Below are 17880 nucleotides of genomic sequence, written 5' to 3'. Positions count from 1 at the left end.
ATTCGCTGCCCGAGCCTCGGGCACTTCTCGGGGCGACGCCCTGACCTGCAGCAACCGCAGTCGCCGCGCCGCCCATGGGCCGCAGCGAGGAGCGCCGTTCTGGTGAAACTCTACCGTGTTCCCTCGATCAGAACGGCGGCTCGTCGTCGCCTACCTGGTCCGCGTTTACCTGATCTGCGCCCACCTGATCTGCGCCCACCTGATCTGCGGGGTCGGGCTCCCGAATCGGCTCGGACCGCTCGGCGAGGCGACGATCGCGGTTGGCCTTGCGTTCGGCACGACGCCGAGCGTGCTTGGCCGCGGTGCGCGTGCTTGGCCGCGGTGCGCGTGCGGGCGCGCTGCGGGCCGTCTGCGACGGTGCCGGTCGTGATTCCGGTCGCGTGTTGCCCGGCTAGCTGATGCGTGCAGCGCAGGTCGGCCAGGCGCGGAATCAGCCACTGGTTCGGCGCCAGCACCTCCACTGTCTGCCCCATCGGGGTGGTGACGCTCGAGTGGTAACGCCCGTCGGAGTCGATCCACAGGTCGTCGACGAAGCCCTCCAGATTTGTCTTCACCAAATGGTGATAGCGGCACTTGGGGAGCAGGTTGCAAACGCAAGTGGGACCGCCGAGGTCGGGTCGGACGTTGTCGTACTCGGCCACATGGTCCAGATCGCACGCGAACGCCGCGCGCTCGCAACCCGGGATCGAGCAGGTGGCCCACAGGAATCGTGCGATGAGATCGGTGAGCAGATTCGGGCGGTACGGATCGCTCGGCAACGAGGTCTTGGCGATGACGGCGCCCGGTTGTCCGTCGTTTCCGGCCTCGGGCCGTGGGTCATCGCCCCGGCGCTCGTCCGGGGTCTCGGAGCGGGGTGCTCGTCGATGCAGCGCCGCCTCATCCGGTCGCGCAGCAGGGTCGCGCCCGGCAGCGGGGTTGGGTTCGAGCAGGTCGTCGAGGCGGTGCTGGTGGATGACGGCATCACTGCGGGCGGCGATCTCCCGCACGTGCTCGGCGGAGATCGGCCCGTGGCCGTCGAGGTAACCGCACTTGTCGCCGCCTTCCAGCGTCGTGGCATCGCACAGAACGTGGACGACGATCCTGGCCGCACGCGCGTCGAGCTCCACCTCGCTGATCTGTGCGGTGCAGCCCTCACTGTCGCATTCGCAGGTGAACGGTTTGCGCTGCAGCAGCGCGATCGCGGCGTCGGAGCGGGCCTGGGTTTTGGTGCGCGGGTCGGCCGGGCAGCGGCCGGCGATGACCGCGTCGAGCATCTGCCGTGCGAGGCGCACGTCCTCGGCGGTGGCGGTGAGGAACAATTGCGCCATGCCGGCTTCCAGCGACTGGTGGCCGAGACTGCGGCCGTCGGTGGCGCCGTCGCGTTCGCGGCGCACGGCATCGGGATCGTTCTCGGCGACCAGTCGACGGGCGAGCGCTCCGGTCTTGGCGACCGAAACGCAGGTGTAGCCGTGCTGGGCGCCCAAGATTTCGGCGGCGATCAGGGCGTCGATCTGTCTCATGAGGACTTCGTCGACCACCAAGCGAGTCTCGTGGGCGATCCGATGGAAGCGGTCGCGATCGATCAGGCCCAGGCGCATGGTCGCGTAGACGCGCGGTAGTCGATCTCGAGCATCGAGCGCATCGGCGAGGAGAGCTTCGGCGGCGTACTCGGTGCTCTCCAGACTCATCTGCAATTCCAGCGTCGTCTGGGCTTCGGCATCGATCAGCGACTTCTGGGTCGCGACGAGATCGCTCGTCGAGGCGCAGACACGCGAGTGCAGCGACAGCGCGAACTGGAAGAGCTACCAGTCGAGGAAGCAGTGTCCGTTCTTGGTCGCGGCGATCGCGCCGACCACACGCGAGGTTGATAGGCCTGCCAGGTCGGTGCCGGACGCGGGGAGGCCGCAACTGGTCAGGTCGGCGTCGGGCCAGGTCGAAGCGGTTCGCTGCGCCATGGCTACTCACCTCCCCAAGCGAGTCAGACACCTTTAACCCGTTCTGGTGTTCTATGAACAGAGTAGACCCCACCTCCGACAAGAACGGGCGCTGCGCAGCACGTTCGGGGAGAACACACCGACAGCCAGGCCGGCGGCGAAGGCTAGACGGCCACCGGCGCCTTGATCGCCGGGTGCGAAACATAGTCGAGCACCCGAATGTCGTCGTACTGGTAGTCGAAGATCGACTCCGCTTGGCGCAGAGCCAGTTTCGGCGGTGCGAACGCTTCGCGGCTGAGCTGTTCGCGGACCTGGTCGACGTGGTTGTCGTAGATGTGGCAGTCACCGCCGGTCCAGATGAACTCGCCGACCTCCAAGCCCGCCTGCTGCGCCATCATGTGCGTCAGCAGCGCGTAGGAGGCGATGTTGAACGGCACGCCGAGGAACAGGTCGGCGCTGCGCTGGTACAGCTGGCAGCTCAGCTTGCCGTCGGCCACGTAGAACTGGAAGAAGGCGTGGCAGGGCGGTAGCGCCATCTGCGGGATCTCCCCCACGTTCCAGGCCGAGACGATGTTGCGACGCGAATCCGGATCCGAGCGCAGCAGGTCGAGCGCGGCCTGGATCTGATCGATGTGCTCGCCCGAGGGCGTGGGCCAGTTGCGCCACTGCACGCCGTAGACCGGTCCCAGCTCACCGTCGGGTGAGGCCCATTCGTCCCAGATGGTGACGCCGTTCTCCTGCAGCCACCGCACGTTCGAATCCCCGCGCAGGAACCACAGGAGTTCGTAGACGATGGACTTCAGGTGCACCTTCTTGGTGGTCACCAACGGGAAACCCGCGCTGAGGTCGAAGCGCAGCTGCGCGCCGAAGACACTGCGGGTCCCGGTACCGGTCCGATCGGCCTTCTCGGTGCCGGACTCCATCACCCGACACAACAGGTCCTCGTACGGGGTGGGGATACTCGTGGTCACGCAGCCGAGTCTACTGACAAAGACCGCGACGCTTGCACGGACGGACTCCCCTCAGCGCGTGTCGCGGGTGCGCGCTACGCCATCAGCTGTGCGGCGATGGTGGCGCCGAGTTCGGTGCAGGCCCGCAGGTCGTCGGCGGAGGGCTTGTTGGAGACGATCAGATACTCGGCGGCCTTGGTCCACCCCAGACCGGTGGTGATCGAGTCGACGGCCCGCACCGCGCCCTCGCCGCCCTCGTTGGAATGCAGGTACAGCCCGAACGGGCGGCCGCGGGTGGAGTCCAGGATCTGGTAGTAGCTCACGTCGAAGGCGTGCTTGAGGGCGCCGGAGATGTAGCCCAGGTTCGCCGGGGTGCCGAGCAGGTAGCCGTCGGCCTCCAGGAAATCGGTTGCCGAGACCGACAGCGCTGCCCGGCGCACCACCTCGACACCCTCGATGTCCGGGTCGGTGGCACCGGCGATCACCGCCTCGAACATCGCCTGGCAGTGCGGCGACGGCGTGTGGTGGACGATCAGCAGGCGCGCCATGTCAGGCCTTGGCCTGCTTCGCGGCTCGGTAACCGACGGCGGCGCGGCTCATCATCTCGCGGGCGCGCTTGCGGTCGCCGGCGTAGTCGTAGGCGCGCGCGATCCGGTAGGTGCTGATCCAGTCCGACGGATCGGCCTCCCATTCCACCTTGACCTGCGCGAACAGCTCGTCGGCGGCCTCGCGCTCCAGGCGCCCGGACGGACGCCGGGGCAGATCGTCGACGTTCAGGTCGCGGCCGGCGTCGACCACCGCCGCCGCCATCCGCTGGTGCTCGATCCCCGCCTGCAGGCTCCGCACCAAGATCCACACGCCCACCACCGGCAGCACGAAGACCGCGATGCCCATGGCGACGCCCACAAAATCCCCGGTCTGGATCAGGCGCACCGCGTTGCGGCTCAACAGCCCCAGGTAGACGGCGATCGCGAGCACCATGAAGGCGATCATCGCCACGATCGGCCGGGCATCCTTCTGTTTGGCCGCCATCGGCTACAGGTCCATGAACTTGTCGAGGCCCACGGTCAGTCCGGGGTGGCCGGCGATCTCGCGCACGCCCAGCAGCACGCCCGGCACGAACGACGTGCGATCCATCGAGTCGTGACGGATGGTGAGGGTCTCCCCCTGCGTGCCCATCAGTACTTCCTGGTGGGCCACCAGACCTGCCAGCCGCACCGAATGCACGCGCACGCCGTCGACGTCGGCGCCGCGCGCACCCTCGAGTCCCGTCGAGGTGGCATCGGGCATGGGTGCGCAGCCGGCCTCGGCGCGCGCGGCGGCCACCAGCTGGGCGGTGCGCCCGGCGGTGCCCGACGGCGCGTCGGCCTTGTGCGGGTGGTGCAGCTCCACGATCTCCACCGAATCGAAGTACGGGGCGGCCTTCTCGGCGAAGTACATCGACAAGATCGCGCCGATGGCGAAGTTCGGGGCGATCAGCACCCCGGTTCCCGGAGCCGCGGCCACCCAGTCACGGACCTGCGCGAGCCGCTCCTGCGTGAAACCGGTGGTGCCGACGACCGCGTGAATTCCGTTGTCGATCAGGAACTTCAGGTTGTCCATCACCGCGTCGGGATGGGTGAAATCGACCACCACCTGGGTGTTCGACTCCACGAATGCGGCCAGGTCCTCGCCGAAGTCCACGCCGACGGTGAACTCGGTGTCCGCTGCGGCCTGCACTCCGGCGACGATGGCCTGCCCGACTTTGCCCTTGCTCCCCAGCACTCCGACCCGGATCGCACCGCTCATGTACTCCACACCTTCTGCCCGCTCGACGTCGTTGTCTCCGAGTCTAGTTGTACCCGGCACCAGGTCGGCAGCGGCGGCGTGGCTGGTGGAACGCGGGCGAACCTCCGAGCGGGATGCGGCTCGCCTGAGGCCCACCCTGACATCGCCGGTTGGCCTCATCGCCGGTACGACGACGGCAACCTAGCGATCTACGGCGTCATATCTGCGTCGTGGAGCGTCACAGTGCCGTCGTCGTACCGCCTTCCGCACCGGCGACGTCTGTCATATCCGGTCGGCTCCACCGGCTGACGTTCTACAACCACCTCTAGTGGCCGCGGCTCTTCGACGCCGTCGGCCGGGCAGGGAAGCGGTCGATCCACGGCCGGGCCTTCTCCAACTGCGCCGCCAGTTGCAGCAGCGAACCGTCGGCGCCGAGGCGCCCGTTGAACTGCACCCCCAGCGGCAGGTCGTCGTCGGTCCAGTACACCGGCACGTTGATCGCCGGACGCCCGGTGAGGTTGGCCATCTGGGTGTACGGCACCCAGCCGAGGTTCTCCTCGATCATCTGGTCGATGATCCCCGTCTTGAGCAGTGCCTTGCCGCCGTGCAGGCGATGGGCCACCCGCGCACCGGCCTGCAGGGCCAACGGGGTGTCCAGGGCGCCGATCTCGATCGGCTTCTGCGCGATCGTCGGGGTGAGGAAGTAGTCGTACTCGGTGTAGAAGCGCTCCATCGCGTGCGTGTATTCGGTGATCGCACCGAGCGCGTCGATCAGGGCCACCACGCCGTTGGCGCGGCCCACCTCGACCATCGCCAGGGTGTCGGCCTCGAAGTCGAAGTCGCCGGCGCCGGTGCGCTCCTTGATCTCGGCGACGTTGCCCGCGAGCTGGGCGAACCAGATGGTCAGGAAGGTCTGGGCCAGCGCCTTGTCGTCGTACGGCGGGTCGATCTCGACCACCTCGTGACCGAGGTCGGTCAGCAGTTCGGCGGTCGCGTCCACGGCGGCCTGCGCCTGCGCCGAGGCCTCACCGCTGATGGCCGAGCGCGCCGAGTAGGCGATGCGCAACCGGCCGGGTTCCTCGGTGATCACCTCGGCAAACGGCCGCGACGGCTGGGCCACGTGGTAGTCGGCCCGCTGATTCGGTCCGACGATCGCGTCGAGGAGGCCGGCCGAGTCCCGCACGGTGCGCGTCACCACGCCCTGCGTGACGAGCCCGAACATCGGTTCGCCGGTCTGCGGCCCGTACGGGGTCAGCCCACGGCTGGCCTTGAGCCCGACCAGCCCGTTGCACCCCGACGGAATACGGATGGAACCGCCGCCGTCGTTGGCGCCGGCGGCGGGCACCACGCCCGCCGCGACCGCGGCGGCCGAACCGCCGGAGGAGCCGCCGGTGGTCCGGGTGGTGTCCCACGGATTACGCGCCGGCCCCCACAGCGCGGGTTCGGTGATGCCCTTCGCCCCGAGTTCCGGAGTGTTGGTCTTGCCCATGATGACCAGACCGGCCGCCAGGAACCGATCGGTCACGAGTGCGTTCTCCGTCTCGATCACGTGGCGCAGTGCCTTGGAGCCCGACGAGGTCGGATAGCCCTTGTACTCCTGGCCGAGATCCTTGAGCAGGAACGGCACCCCAGCGAACGGACCGGACGGCCCCTCCCCGGCCCCGGAGATCTGCGTGTCGGCGGCGAGGGCGGTTTCGATGACCACCGCGTTGATCGCGGGATTCACCTCCCGCATCCGCTGGCGCGCCAGTTCCAGCAGTTCCGCGGCCGTCACCTGCCCCTGCTTCACCAGGTCGGCCAGTGCCGTCGCGTCGTGAGCCATGTATTCGTCGAGGTTCATGCCCCCACTTCACCATTGATCTGGTGTCCGTACGCGGCAACGAAACGTTCCACCAGATTCACCAGGTCCGACGACTCCTCCGCGTCCAACTGCGCGAGCGCCGCGCCGATGGCATCGACGGCCTGCTGTGCACAGATGTCGAAGGATTCGCGGCCGGCGTCGGTCAGGTGCACCCGGTGCGCACTCGAGTGCGGCACCCGCTCCTTGGCCAGCAGTCCGGCGTCGACGGCCGCGTTGACCTGACGATTGACCGTCGACCGTTCCAGAGCGAGTGCGACGGTGATCTCGCCGAGCGTCTGCGGGCCGGAGTCCACCAGGAGCCAGAGCAGGCGAATGTCGGCGGCACCGAGCCCTCCGTCGTCGCGGCGATGGCGGCGGAGACTCTCCATCCGGGCCAGTGCACGGGCGAGTCGTCGACTCTGCTCGTCATGAGTTGTGTCCTCGCTCACGCCACCCTCTCCCAGGTTCCACCTCGAACCCCTGATGTGTAATCTACACACCCTAGCTGTGTAATTTACACACACAGCGGATAAGGACTTGCTTCGTGAACTTTTCCCGTCGGGGTGCGACCCCGCGCGCCACCAGCTCGAGGAACCCGATCGTGATCATCGGCGTTCTGGGCCTCTCCAGCCTCTTCGTCTCCCTGATGCAGTCGTTGGTGATCCCGATCCAGCTGGAACTGCCCATCCTGCTGGGCACCTCGGCGTCGAACGCCTCGTGGGTGGTCACCGCCACCCTGCTCGGCGGCGCGGTGGCCATGCCGGTGGCCGGTCGACTCGCCGACCTGATGGGCAAGAAGCCGGTCCTGGTGGCCTCGTCGCTGATCCTGCTGGTGGGCTCGCTGATCTGCGCCCTGTCCGACTCGCTGGCACCCATGCTGGTCGGTCGCGTCCTGCAGGGCCTGGCGATGGGCTACATCCCGGTCGCCATCAGCTTCGTCCGGGAGGTGGCCCCGGTCCGCATGGTCAACACCGCGGTGGCCGCCATCAGCGCCATGCTCGGTGTGGGCGGCGCCTTGGGCCTGCCGCTGGCCGCATGGATCGCCGACTCGCTCGACTGGCACGCCCTGTTCTGGGTCTCGCTCGGGCTGGCCGCGGTGATGGCACTGCTGTCCCTGCTGGTGCTGCCGCACGTGCACGACGCCCAGAGCGGTTCCCTGGACTGGGCCGGCGCGATCGGCCTGGCCACCGGCCTGGTGGCCTTCCTCGTCGGCATCTCCAAGGGCAACGACTGGGGCTGGACCAGCGGTCTCACCCTGGGCCTGCTGATCGGCGGTGTCGTGGTCCTGCTGCTGTGGGGCTGGTTCGAACTGCGCCAGAACGATCCCCTGGTGCAGCTGCGCACCCTCTCGCGGCGTCCCGTCCTGATGACCAACCTGGCCGCCGTCCTGATCGGTTTCGGCATGATGGCCCAGGCCATCGTGATCCCGCAGCTGCTCGGCATGCCGACCGCCACCGGTTACGGCCTCGGCCAGTCCATCCTCGCGACGGGCCTCTGGATGGCGCCCGGCGGACTGATGATGCTGCTGTTCGCTCCGGTCTCGAGCAAGCTCCTGTCCACCATCGGCGGCCGCCGGACGCTTGCCCTGGGCGGCTTCGTCCTGGCCGCCGGCTACGTGCTCGCGGTCTTCCTCACCGATGCACCCTGGCAGCTGCTGATCGCCAGCTGCGTCGGCTCGGCCGGCGTGGGCATCGGCTATGCCGCCATGCCGACCCTGATCCTGGAGAACGTGCCGCCCGCCGAGGCCGGTGCGAGCGTCGGCCTGAACGGATTGGCGCGGTCGGTGGGCACCACCGTGGCCGGCGCCGTGATGGCGATGGTGATGACCAGTAACACCATCGACCTGGGCGGACGCGCGATTCCGACGCTCGATGCCTTCCATCTGTGCTTCATCATCGGCGCGGTCGCGGCCGCCTGCGGGGCCACCCTGGCACTGTTCGTGTACCCGCTGCGCAGCAAGAAGCTGACGCCACAGGAACTGCAGGACGCCATCGACGCCTGCCGGTGAGAAACCGCGGCGGCGGTGAGCTATCCTGACCCGAGTTAGAACAGGTTCTACTTCGGGAGCGCTCCTTGTCCGACTTCTCGCGCCGCAGTCTGCTGCAGGCCACCGCCGTCACCGCCGTCGGAGTCGGCGCCCTCGCGGCCACCGGCACCACGGCCGCACCCGCCGCCGCTGAACCCGGCAGTGCGGGCTACCTGGTCGGCGCGGGCAAGGGCGACATGACCGGCGCCATCGCCGGCCAGGGCATGATGGGCTACTCGGACATGGAGCAGGTGGCCGAGGGCCTCCTGCAGCGCACGTGGGCGCGCGCCTACGTGATCGCCGACGCCGCGACCGGGGACCGCATCCTGTTCATCACCGCCGACATCGGCTGCGTCTTCACCTCGCACCACATGCAGCTGCTGTCCGCACTGCGTCGGCGCTACGGCAACCTGTACAACGAGCACAACGTCAACATCAACGCCACGCACAACCATAACTCGTGCGGCGGAACCTCCTGGGACTACGCCTACACGCTGGCGTCGATGGGACATCGGCACAACTCGTTCGAGGCCGAACTCGCCGGGCTGCTCGACGCGGTGGCGCAGGCGCACGACTCGATGGCGCCGGGCACCGTGGAACTCGGTTTCGCCGAGCTGCACAATGCCAGCGCCAACCGTTCCCAGCCCGCGTTCGACCGCAACCCGGCCGCCGACCGCAAGCACTTCCCGGAGAAGATCGACCCGCAGGTCACCGCGTTGCGGCTGCGCCAGGGCGGTCGCTCGATCGGGGAGATCGTCTGGTTCGCCACGCACGGCACCTCGCTGACCGACGCCAACTTCCAGATCGGCCCGGACAACAAGGGCTACGCGTCGTACCTGGCCGAGCAGCGCGACTCCGGCGCGATCGTGGCGCACGCGCAGACCAACGCCGGCGACATGTCGCCCAACCTGTGGCTGCGCAAGATGAACCCCGGCGGACCCACCGAGAGCAACCGCACCAACAACATCATGATCGGCCAGCGGCAGGATCACGCCGGCCAGGCGGCGCTGGCCGCCGCCCGCCCGATCCGCGGCGGCATCGACTCGGCGACCACCTACATCAACCTCGCCGACACCCGGATCGACGGCAGCTACACCCCCAACGGGAAGGCGGCCCGCACCGCCCCGGCCATGATGGGTCTGGCCTCGGCGGCCACCAGCATGGAGGACAACACGCGCAGTCAGCTCGCCATCCTGCACGAGGGCATGCGCAACCAGCTGACCGTGGCGCTCGGCGCCACCGCGGTGCCGACGCCGGAGCCGTGGATGGCCTACGCCCAGGCCCCCAAGGCCGAGCTGTTCCCGCTCGGTATCCTGCCGCCGCGGTCGTGGGTGGAGCAGAATCTGCCGATCCAGCTGATCCGCATCGGCGATCTGGTGCTGGCGGCCATGCCCGCCGAGAGCACCATCGTCGCCGGCCTGCGCATCCGGCGGATCGTTGCCGACGCGCTCAAGGTGCCGCTGGAAAACGTTCTGCTGCAGGGCTATTCGAACGGCTACAGCCAGTATGCGACCACACCGGAGGAGTACGCCGAGCAGCAGTACGAGGGCGGGGCGACGCTGTTCGGCCGCTGGACGCTGTGCGCCTACATGCAGGAGTTCGACCGCCTGGCCCGCGCGATGGCCCGCGGCCGCCGCCTTCCGGTCGGCACGCGCCCGACCGACCGCAGCGGCCTGCAGCCCGATCTGCTCGGCGGGCAGCCCGCCGACACCCCGATGCCCGGCAAGCGCTTCGGCCAGGTGGTCTCGAAGGTGCCCGGCTCGGCCAAGCCCGGCGACACCCTCTCGGTGGACTTCTGCGGCGCCTACCCCACCAACAAGATTCGCCGCGGCCCCAAGACCAAGGGCTACTTCGCGGTGGAGAAGCACACCGACACCGGGTGGCAGGTGGCCTACGACGACGACCACGAGTCCACCGAACTCAAGTGGATGCGCCCCGGCGGCAGCCCGTCGGCATCCAAGGTCACCGTCGTCTGGCGCGTGCCCCGCTCGACGGCCGGCCGCTACCGGATCCGCTACTACGGCGACGCCAAGTCGGCGTCGGGCAAGCTCACCGAGATCAGCGGCAACTCCGGGCCCATCGAGATCGGCTGACGCCGCGGCCCTGGCGGCGCTCGCCCCTCCGCTCGCTGCCCTCGCTCATCGCCCGATCCTCGCATACCTTCGAGGCGGCAGCACCAAAGACTCCGGCCCGCGACATCCCGTAAGGGAGTCGCGGCCCGGAGTCGTCCCTGGCGCTAGCGGGGGCCGATCAGGCGTCCGCGGCGGCCTCGGCCGGAGCGTCCGCCTGCACCGGAACGAGGCTGATCTTGCCGCGCTCGTCGATGTCGGCGATCTCCACCTGCAGCTTGTCGCCGACGTTCACCACGTCTTCGACCTTGCCGATGCGCTTGCCGTTGCCCAGCTTGCTGATGTGCACGAGACCGTCGCGACCCGGCAGCAGCGAGACGAAGGCGCCGAACGGAGCGGTCTTGACGACCGTGCCGAGGAAGCGCTCGCCCACCTTGGGCAGCTGCGGGTTGGCGATGGCGTTGACCTTGTCGATCGCGGCCTGTGCCGACACGCCGTCGGCGGCACCGATGAAGACGGTGCCGTCGTCCTCGATCGAGATGTTGGCGCCGGTCTCCTCGGTGATGCCGTTGATCGTCTTGCCCTTGGGGCCGATCAGCTCGCCGATCTTGTCCATCGGGATCTTGATGGTGGTGATCCGCGGAGCGAACGGGCTCATCTCGTCCGGCTCGTCGATCGCCTCGGCGATGACCTCCAGGATGGTCTGACGGGCCTGCTTGGCCTGGCTGAGCGCACCGGCCAGCACCGACGACGGGATGCCGTCGAGCTTGGTGTCCAGCTGCAGAGCCGTCACGAAGTCCTTGGTGCCGGCGACCTTGAAGTCCATGTCGCCGAAGGCATCCTCGGCGCCGAGGATGTCGGTGAGCGCGACGTAGCGGGTCTCGGTCTTGCCGTCGATGGTGACCTCGTCGGAGACCAGGCCCATGGCGATACCGGCGACGGGAGCCTTCAGCGGCACACCGGCGTTCAGCAGCGACAGGGTCGCGGCACACACCGAGCCCATCGAGGTGGAACCGTTGGAGCCGAGGGCCTCGGAGACCTGACGGATCGCGTACGGGAACTCTTCCACGCTCGGCAGCACCGGCATGATGGCCCGCTCGGCGAGCGCGCCGTGGCCGATCTCGCGACGCTTGGGCGAGCCCACGCGACCGGTCTCACCGGTCGAGTACGGCGGGAAGTTGTAGTGGTGCATGTAGCGCTTGGAGGTCTCCGGCCCGAGGGAGTCGATCTGCTGGGCCATCTTCACCATGTCCAGGGTGGTGACGCCCAGGATCTGGGTCTCGCCACGCTCGAACAGCGCCGAACCGTGGGCGCGCGGGATGACGCCGATCTCCGCGGACAGCTCGCGGATGTCGGTGATGCCGCGGCCGTCGATACGGAAGTGATCGGTCAGGATGCGCTGGCGCACGACCTTCTTGGTCAGCGAGCGGAAGGCGCCGCCGATCTCGCTCTCGCGGCCCTCGAACTTCGCGCCGAGCGCTTCGAGGACGTCGGCCTTGAGCGCGTCGGTGGCGTCGTCGCGCTCCTGCTTGCCGGCGATCGACAGCACTTCGCTCAGACGATCGGTCGCGAACTCGGCGACGGCCGAGTAGACGTCGTCCTGGTACGGCAGGAACAGCGGGAACTCGCGGGTGGCCTTGGCCGACGCGGACGCCAGCTGCTTCTGCGCCTCGCAGAGCTGAGCGATGAACGGCTTGGCCGCTTCCAGACCCTCGGCGACGATGGCCTCCGACGGAGCCTGCCCGCCGGCCTCGATCAGCGCGAGCACGTTGTCGGTGGCCTCGGCCTCGACCATCATGATCGCGACGTCACCGGCATCGGTGACGCGTCCGGCGACGACCATGTCGAAGACGGCGCCTTCGAGCTGCTCGACGGTCGGGAACGCCACCCACTGGGTGCCGATCAGGGCCACGCGCACGCCGCCGACCGGACCGGAGAACGGCAGACCGGCGATCTGGGTGGACGCCGAGGCCGCGTTGATCGCGACGACGTCGTACAGATCGTTCGGGTCCAGCGACATGATGGTCTCGACGACCTGGATCTCGTTGCGCAGACCGTCGACGAAGGACGGACGCAGCGGACGGTCGATCAGACGGCAGGTGAGGATGGCGTCGGTCGACGGACGGCCTTCGCGACGGAAGAACGATCCCGGGATGCGCCCGGCGGCGTACATCCGCTCCTCGACGTCGACGGTGAGCGGGAAGAAGTCGAAGTGATCCTTCGGGTTCTTCGAAGCGGTGGTGGTGGAGAGGATCATGGTGCCCTCGTCCAGATAGGCGACGACCGCGCCCGCGGCCTGCAGCGCCAGACGACCGGTCTCGAAACGGATGGTCCGCTTGCCGAACGAGCCGTTGTCGATGACACAGGAGACCTCGGTGATGGTCTCGTCGAATTCTTCGATGACATCAGTCATGGAGTGGGTAAAACCTTTCGTTGCGCGGAGCGAACTGTGCGCTTCGCGGGATATGCAGCAGCGGCCCTGCGCGGATGCGCAGCGCCGAAACGAGTGACTGCTGGGGAGTGGCCCGAATGTGTACCGCGTTGTCTTCGGCTCGCCGATTGCGAGCCTGCGGTCTGCAACGGCCTTCGATCGAAGCAGCCGGAACAGCTCAGAATTCTCTGACGTTCCGGCAGCCACTACCGAAAACCGGTCTGCCCACACGTCCGAAACACCGTCACCAGTGCGTCGTTCGTAGCAATTCTAGCACTTGACACCCACAAACACCGTGGACGACGCCGAAGCCACCCCGGTGATCAGGCCCACTACGACGACGACGGCCGCCGCACCGGAAGGTGCAGCGGCCGTCGAAGAAACAAGCAGGCGATCAGCGACGCAGGCCGAGACGCTCGATGAGCGCGCGGTAGCGGGCGACGTCGACGCTCTGCAAGTACTTGAGAAGGCGACGACGACGGCCGACCATCAGCAGCAGTCCGCGACGGCTGTGGTGATCGTGCTTGTGGAAGCGCAGGTGCTCGGTGAGGTCGGTGATGCGCTTGGTCAGCAGCGCGATCTGGGCCTCGGGCGACCCGGTGTCGGTCTCGTGCACGCCGTACTCGGCGAGCACTGCCTTCTTCTGCTCAGCGGTCAAAGACACAGCTGTTCTCCTTGTTTCAGTTCCGCGACCAGTACTTCGCCACCGGGCGAAGGGCGCGCCGCCGCGGACTGCAGCAACGCCTCGGGCAACACTACCAGCAGCGTGCGCCCCAGCGAGAATCGCCGATCTACTCGTCGGCGCCCAGGATCACCCGGGTGCGGTCCACGTCGTCGCGGATCGCCGAGATCAGCGCGTCGAGACTGTCGTAGGTCTCCATGCCGCGGATCCGGCTGACGAAGTCCACGGCCACGTGCTGGCCGTAGACGTCGACGTCCACGTCGAGGATGTACGCCTCCACGGTGCGATTGCGGCCGGAGAAGGTCGGATTGGTCCCCACCGAGACGGCGGCGGCGTAGCGCTGACCGATGGCCATGCCCTCGGGTTCGTTTGCGCTGGGCAGCACGGTGAACCAGGCCGCGTACACCCCGTCGCCGGGAATGGCCGCGTGCACGGTCGCGGCGACGTTCGCCGTCGGATAGCCCAGGTCGCGCCCACGCTTGGCGCCGTGCACCACCACGCCTTCCACCCGGTGCGGTCGCCCGAGCGCTTCGGCCGCCAGTTCCACGTCGCCGGAGGACACGCAGGAGCGGATGTAGGTGGAGGAGTAGGTCACCGCGTGCTCGCCGAACAGCGACACCCCGGTCACCTCGAAGCCGAAGCGCTCCCCCAGCTCGGTGAGCTTGGCGACGTCGCCGGCGGCCCGGTGCCCGAAGGTGAAGTTGTCCCCGACCACCACGGCCGCGGCATGAAGCTCCTCCACGAGGACCTCGTGGGCGAACTCCTCCGGAGTCTTCGCGGCGAGCGCCGGCGTGAAGGGGATCACGCAGAAGACGTCGATACCCATCTCCTGCGCCAGATCGGCCCGGCGATGCAGCGTCGACAGCTGCGGCGGGTGCGTGCCGGGTCGCACCACCTCGGCCGGATGCGGATCGAACGTCATCAGCACCGACGGGATGCCCCGCTCGGCGGCGGCGCGCGTGGCCGCCGCGATCAACTGCGCATGCCCGCGGTGCACCCCATCGAACACGCCGATGGTGACCACGCACCGCCCCCAGCCCGGAGGCACCTCATCCAACCCTCGCCATCGCAACACTCATCCAGGGTACGACCCCGGGTTGAGTAAGCTCACCACCATGCCCCACTCGCGTCCGGTCGACGACCTCACCTCGGTCACCCAGGATTATCTGAAGGCCATCTGGATGTCCCAGGAGTGGAACGACGCCAAGGTCACCACCAAGGTGCTCGCCGAGAAGCTGAGCATCTCCCCGTCCACCGCCTCCGAAGGCATCCGCAAGCTCGCCGACCAGGGCCTGGTGGAGCACGAACCGTACGGCGGCGTCTCACTGACCGACGAGGGACGGCTGGCCGCGGTGGCGATGGTGCGCCGCCATCGCCTCCTGGAGACCTACCTGGTGCGCGAGCTCGGCTACGGCTGGGACGAGGTGCACGGCGATGCCGAGGTGCTCGAGCACGCGGTCTCGGATCTGCTGATGGCCCGCATCGACGCCAAACTCGGTCACCCGCAACGGGATCCGCACGGGGACCCGATTCCCGCGGCCGACGGCCAGGTGCCCAAGGCCGACTCCCAGCGCCTGTCCGATCTAGAGGTCGGCGCCCAGGCCACCATCGGCCGGATCGGCGAGGACGACCCGGAGATGCTGCGCTACTTCCAGGAGATCGGCATCGATCTGGACTGCACCGTCTCGGTGGTGGAGAAGCGGCCGTTCGCGGGCACCATCTCGATCTCGGTGGACGGCGGCGAACTGATCCACCTGGGCGACATCGCCGCGCGCAACATCTTCCTCACCGTCTGAACCGCGGCTCACGCCGGGACGTAGGTCCCGTGGAAGCCCATCGGCAGGTGGTGTTCCAGTTCGGCGGTCGCCACCGGGCCCTCGCTCAGCCTCTCCGAGTCCAAGATCACCAGCCGGGAACGGGCTTGTGCCCCAAGATGTTCCACGCTCAGCAACCATCCGCCACCACTCTCGGCGCGGTCCGGATCGGCGGCGAACAGCGGCTCGCAGACGCTGTGCCCGTCGTCGACGCGGTGGCCGTCGATCGAGCCCGAAGCGTGGTCGAGGGCGACGATCGTGTCGGGCGCGCCCGCGGTCACCGAGGCCGCCGCCACGTAGGTCGCCGGATGGCGGGCCGCCTCGAATCGGTGGTCGATCTGCGGGAACTCGCAGCCGACGCCCTCCAGCAGCGGTTCCGAGCACACCCGCCCGTTCACCGAGATGCGCACGCGCTCGAGCTGCCCGCCGAAGGCGGAGCCGTCGAGACCGTCGCGCTCGCGCAGAGACCTGTTCCAGCCCGCCCAGCCGCCGACCGGACGGTGGCGGACGATCTCCACCACGACCTCGCCGTCGGGTTCCTCGTAGGCGTTGTTGGCGTGGAAGTGAAAGAACGCGTCGGTCTCGATCACGCGCACCTTCCCGCCGTCGCGCGGCACCAGCGCGATCCGAGTTCCCAGCTCCGGCTTGAACTCCATGCATCCGTCGATCGAGTCCAGGCCCAGCAGGGCGCGGAGCGGGCGGCCCACGACGATCGGGTCGACGAGAAAGACCAGGTGGTGCTCGGTGAGTGCGAAGTCGTGGCAGAACGAGGGGCGGGCCAGCGGGAAGGTGCCGAGCCGGTGCAACGCGCCGGTCAGGTCCCGTCGGTAGCACCGGATCATCGGCCGCGGGAACATCTCGATGCCGAAGTTGAACAGATCGCCCGTGCGGGCATCGATCTTGGGATGCGCGGAGAACGCGCCGATCAGCTTCAACGCCCCGTCGAAGTCCTCCCTGCCGATCGTCTCCAGGGTCTCCGGATCCAGTCGGTACGGCCGTCCGGCCTCCCACAGCGAGAAGAGCCCGCCGGCGTGGGCCACCACATTGGTGTTGGAGACGTTGGCCGGAATACGAAACATGTTGGCCACCATGCCTCCCGGGCGCTGGGTGCCCACCCCGCGACCGATCCACTCCTTCGAGGCCTTGGTGTAGTGGTGCGTGCGCACGTAGCGATTGCGAAAGCCGATGCCGTCGTCGTCGATCGCGAAGCGCGACACCATGCCGTCGCCGTCGAAGATGTGCCCGAGCCGATGCCCGCCGACCTCCAGGCGGCCCGGACCGATGCGATAGAGCACGCCGCGCAGCCGCTCCGGCACGCGCCCGCTGATCTCCCGGACGCGATAGTCGTGCTCGGTGGTCAGCGCAGCCCACGGGCTTGCTTGGTCGGCGACGGCGTCGGTCATGGAAGCCAGCGTGACACACGCAAGACACAAATAGCTATAGTTGTGTCAATACTGGTGCGGGCCGACCCGCCTCACCGCAGCGTGGCCGGGCGCACCACCATCACCGAGGCCGCGCGGCGGCCCTTCTCCTGCACCAGCGCGATGGCCTGACCGGCGGGGTCGACCACCGTGTACAGCTCCTTGCGCCCGATCGGCTCCAGCCATCGCCCCTGGCTGATCGATTCGGCCTCCTCATCGGAGATGTCGCGCAGCGGAAAGCAGAGTTTGGCGGCGGCATCGATGCCCAGGCTCACGCCGGGCGCTTCGGTCACCTCGTCGAGGGTGCGCGCGTGCTCCAGCGTGAACGGACCGACCGCGGTGCGCCGCAGGACCGTGAGGTGTCCGCCCACGCCGAGCCCGGCCCCGAGATCGCGGGCCAGCGAACGGATGTAGGTGCCCGACGAACAGTCCACCTCCACGTCGAGATCGATGAACGCGCCGTCGCGGCGGATCGCGAGGATGTCGAACCGGTACACGGTGACCGGTCGGGCGGGCAGATCGAACTCCTCGCCGGTGCGCACCAGGGCGTGCGCGCGGCGCCCGTCCACCTTGATCGCGCTCACCTTGGCCGGCACCTGCTGCAGGTCCCCGGTCAGGGCGCTCACGCCCGCCGCGATCTGCTCGACGGTGATCGCCGAGACGTCGGCCGTCTCGATCACCTCGCCCTCGGCGTCGTCGGTGGTGGTGCAGGCGCCGAGCCGGATGGTCGCGGTGTAGGCCTTGGTGGTCAGCGACAGCAGGCCCAGGAGCTTGGTGGCGCGCTCGATCCCGATCACCAGCACGCCGGTGGCCATCGGATCCAGGGTGCCCGCGTGACCCACCCGCCGGGTGTTGAAAGCCTTGCGGCACTGGGCGACCACGTCGTGACTGGTCATGTCGGGCGCTTTGTCGATCACCAGGAGCCCGGCGTTTTCGATGGAGGGGTCGGCCATGGACCCCATGATGC

The 17880-nt window shown here is 68.4% G+C and carries 16 protein-coding genes; 3 read left to right on the top strand and 13 right to left on the bottom strand.

Annotation, left to right across the window (positions count from 1 at the left end):
- Positions 1-110 precede the first annotated feature (110 nt).
- From ACFFJD_RS10195 to ACFFJD_RS10160, 8 genes are all read right to left on the bottom strand, one after another.
- Entirely contained in the window at positions 111-1703 is a 1593-nt protein-coding gene (locus ACFFJD_RS10195) for a DUF222 domain-containing protein (protein ID WP_382364458.1), read from the bottom strand.
- A gap of 78 nt (positions 1704-1781) precedes the next feature.
- Entirely contained in the window at positions 1782-1934 is a 153-nt protein-coding gene (locus ACFFJD_RS10190) for a hypothetical protein (RefSeq protein WP_382363728.1), read from the bottom strand.
- Positions 1935-2077: 143 nt separating this feature from the next.
- Complete coding sequence (locus tag ACFFJD_RS10185) at positions 2078-2884, bottom strand: thymidylate synthase (protein WP_382363726.1); 807 nt, start codon at positions 2882-2884, stop codon at positions 2078-2080.
- A 74-nt stretch (positions 2885-2958) separates the two neighbouring features.
- On the bottom strand, positions 2959-3411 hold the full coding sequence (locus ACFFJD_RS10180) for a flavodoxin family protein (RefSeq protein WP_382363724.1): 453 nt from the start codon (positions 3409-3411) through the stop codon (positions 2959-2961).
- 1 nt (position 3412) lies between these two features.
- Positions 3413-3895: a hypothetical protein gene (locus ACFFJD_RS10175; protein WP_382363722.1), complete on the bottom strand. Its 483-nt coding sequence runs from the start codon at positions 3893-3895 to the stop codon at positions 3413-3415.
- Between the two features lie 3 nt (positions 3896-3898).
- Entirely contained in the window at positions 3899-4651 is a 753-nt protein-coding gene (gene dapB, locus ACFFJD_RS10170; protein WP_382363720.1) for a 4-hydroxy-tetrahydrodipicolinate reductase, read from the bottom strand.
- A 304-nt stretch (positions 4652-4955) separates the two neighbouring features.
- Entirely contained in the window at positions 4956-6470 is a 1515-nt protein-coding gene (locus ACFFJD_RS10165) for an amidase (protein WP_382363717.1), read from the bottom strand.
- On the bottom strand, positions 6467-6919 hold the full coding sequence (locus ACFFJD_RS10160; RefSeq protein ID WP_382363715.1) for a MarR family winged helix-turn-helix transcriptional regulator: 453 nt from the start codon (positions 6917-6919) through the stop codon (positions 6467-6469). The genes ACFFJD_RS10165 and ACFFJD_RS10160 overlap by 4 nt, the downstream gene beginning before the upstream one ends.
- 95 nt (positions 6920-7014) lie before the next feature.
- Between ACFFJD_RS10160 and ACFFJD_RS10155 the strand changes: the two genes are divergently transcribed.
- Positions 7015-8478, top strand: a complete 1464-nt coding sequence (locus ACFFJD_RS10155; protein WP_382363713.1) for an MFS transporter — start codon at positions 7015-7017, stop codon at positions 8476-8478.
- A 65-nt stretch (positions 8479-8543) separates the two neighbouring features.
- Complete coding sequence (locus ACFFJD_RS10150; RefSeq protein ID WP_382363711.1) at positions 8544-10589, top strand: neutral/alkaline non-lysosomal ceramidase N-terminal domain-containing protein; 2046 nt, start codon at positions 8544-8546, stop codon at positions 10587-10589.
- A gap of 157 nt (positions 10590-10746) precedes the next feature.
- Here ACFFJD_RS10150 and ACFFJD_RS10145 read toward each other — a convergent pair whose 3' ends face one another.
- From ACFFJD_RS10145 to ACFFJD_RS10135, 3 genes are all read right to left on the bottom strand, one after another.
- On the bottom strand, positions 10747-12978 hold the full coding sequence (locus ACFFJD_RS10145; protein ID WP_382363709.1) for a polyribonucleotide nucleotidyltransferase: 2232 nt from the start codon (positions 12976-12978) through the stop codon (positions 10747-10749).
- Positions 12979-13390: 412 nt separating this feature from the next.
- A complete protein-coding gene (gene rpsO, locus ACFFJD_RS10140; RefSeq protein WP_382363707.1) occupies positions 13391-13660 on the bottom strand; it encodes a 30S ribosomal protein S15 in 270 nt (89 codons plus the stop codon).
- 127 nt (positions 13661-13787) lie between these two features.
- Positions 13788-14753 (bottom strand): bifunctional riboflavin kinase/FAD synthetase, encoded by a 966-nt coding sequence (locus ACFFJD_RS10135; protein ID WP_382363705.1) that lies wholly within the window; start codon positions 14751-14753, stop codon positions 13788-13790.
- Positions 14754-14793: 40 nt separating this feature from the next.
- Between ACFFJD_RS10135 and ACFFJD_RS10130 the strand changes: the two genes are divergently transcribed.
- Positions 14794-15474, top strand: coding sequence for a metal-dependent transcriptional regulator (locus ACFFJD_RS10130; protein ID WP_382363703.1), 681 nt, complete (start codon positions 14794-14796; stop codon positions 15472-15474).
- A gap of 8 nt (positions 15475-15482) precedes the next feature.
- On the opposite strand, the gene ACFFJD_RS10125 is transcribed toward ACFFJD_RS10130, so the two are convergent.
- Both ACFFJD_RS10125 and truB read right to left on the bottom strand, forming a co-directional pair.
- Positions 15483-16895 (bottom strand): carotenoid oxygenase family protein, encoded by a 1413-nt coding sequence (locus ACFFJD_RS10125; protein WP_382363701.1) that lies wholly within the window; start codon positions 16893-16895, stop codon positions 15483-15485.
- 71 nt (positions 16896-16966) lie between these two features.
- Positions 16967-17866, bottom strand: a complete 900-nt coding sequence (truB, locus tag ACFFJD_RS10120) for a tRNA pseudouridine(55) synthase TruB (RefSeq protein WP_382363699.1) — start codon at positions 17864-17866, stop codon at positions 16967-16969.
- Positions 17867-17880: the final 14 nt, after the last annotated feature.

The sequence above is a fragment of the Gordonia phosphorivorans genome (assembly GCF_042432625.1).
Classification (GTDB): domain Bacteria; phylum Actinomycetota; class Actinomycetes; order Mycobacteriales; family Mycobacteriaceae; genus Gordonia; species Gordonia phosphorivorans.
This window is presented reverse-complemented; position numbering and strand designations above follow the sequence as displayed.

Excerpts from the sequence above, each read along its gene's own strand:
- truB (WP_382363699.1), bottom strand. The coding sequence starts at position 17,866 with ATGGCCGACCCCTCCATCGAAAACGCCGGGCTCCTGGTGATCGACAAA.
- ACFFJD_RS10190 (WP_382363728.1), bottom strand. The coding sequence starts at position 1,934 with ATGGCGCAGCGAACCGCTTCGACCTGGCCCGACGCCGACCTGACCAGT.
- ACFFJD_RS10125 (WP_382363701.1), bottom strand. The coding sequence starts at position 16,895 with ATGACCGACGCCGTCGCCGACCAAGCAAGCCCGTGGGCTGCGCTGACC.
- ACFFJD_RS10145 (WP_382363709.1), bottom strand. The coding sequence starts at position 12,978 with ATGACTGATGTCATCGAAGAATTCGACGAGACCATCACCGAGGTCTCC.
- ACFFJD_RS10175 (WP_382363722.1), bottom strand. The coding sequence starts at position 3,895 with ATGGCGGCCAAACAGAAGGATGCCCGGCCGATCGTGGCGATGATCGCC.
- ACFFJD_RS10180 (WP_382363724.1), bottom strand. The coding sequence starts at position 3,411 with ATGGCGCGCCTGCTGATCGTCCACCACACGCCGTCGCCGCACTGCCAG.
- ACFFJD_RS10165 (WP_382363717.1), bottom strand. The coding sequence starts at position 6,470 with ATGAACCTCGACGAATACATGGCTCACGACGCGACGGCACTGGCCGAC.
- dapB (WP_382363720.1), bottom strand. The coding sequence starts at position 4,651 with ATGAGCGGTGCGATCCGGGTCGGAGTGCTGGGGAGCAAGGGCAAAGTC.
- ACFFJD_RS10130 (WP_382363703.1), top strand. The coding sequence starts at position 14,794 with ATGCCCCACTCGCGTCCGGTCGACGACCTCACCTCGGTCACCCAGGAT.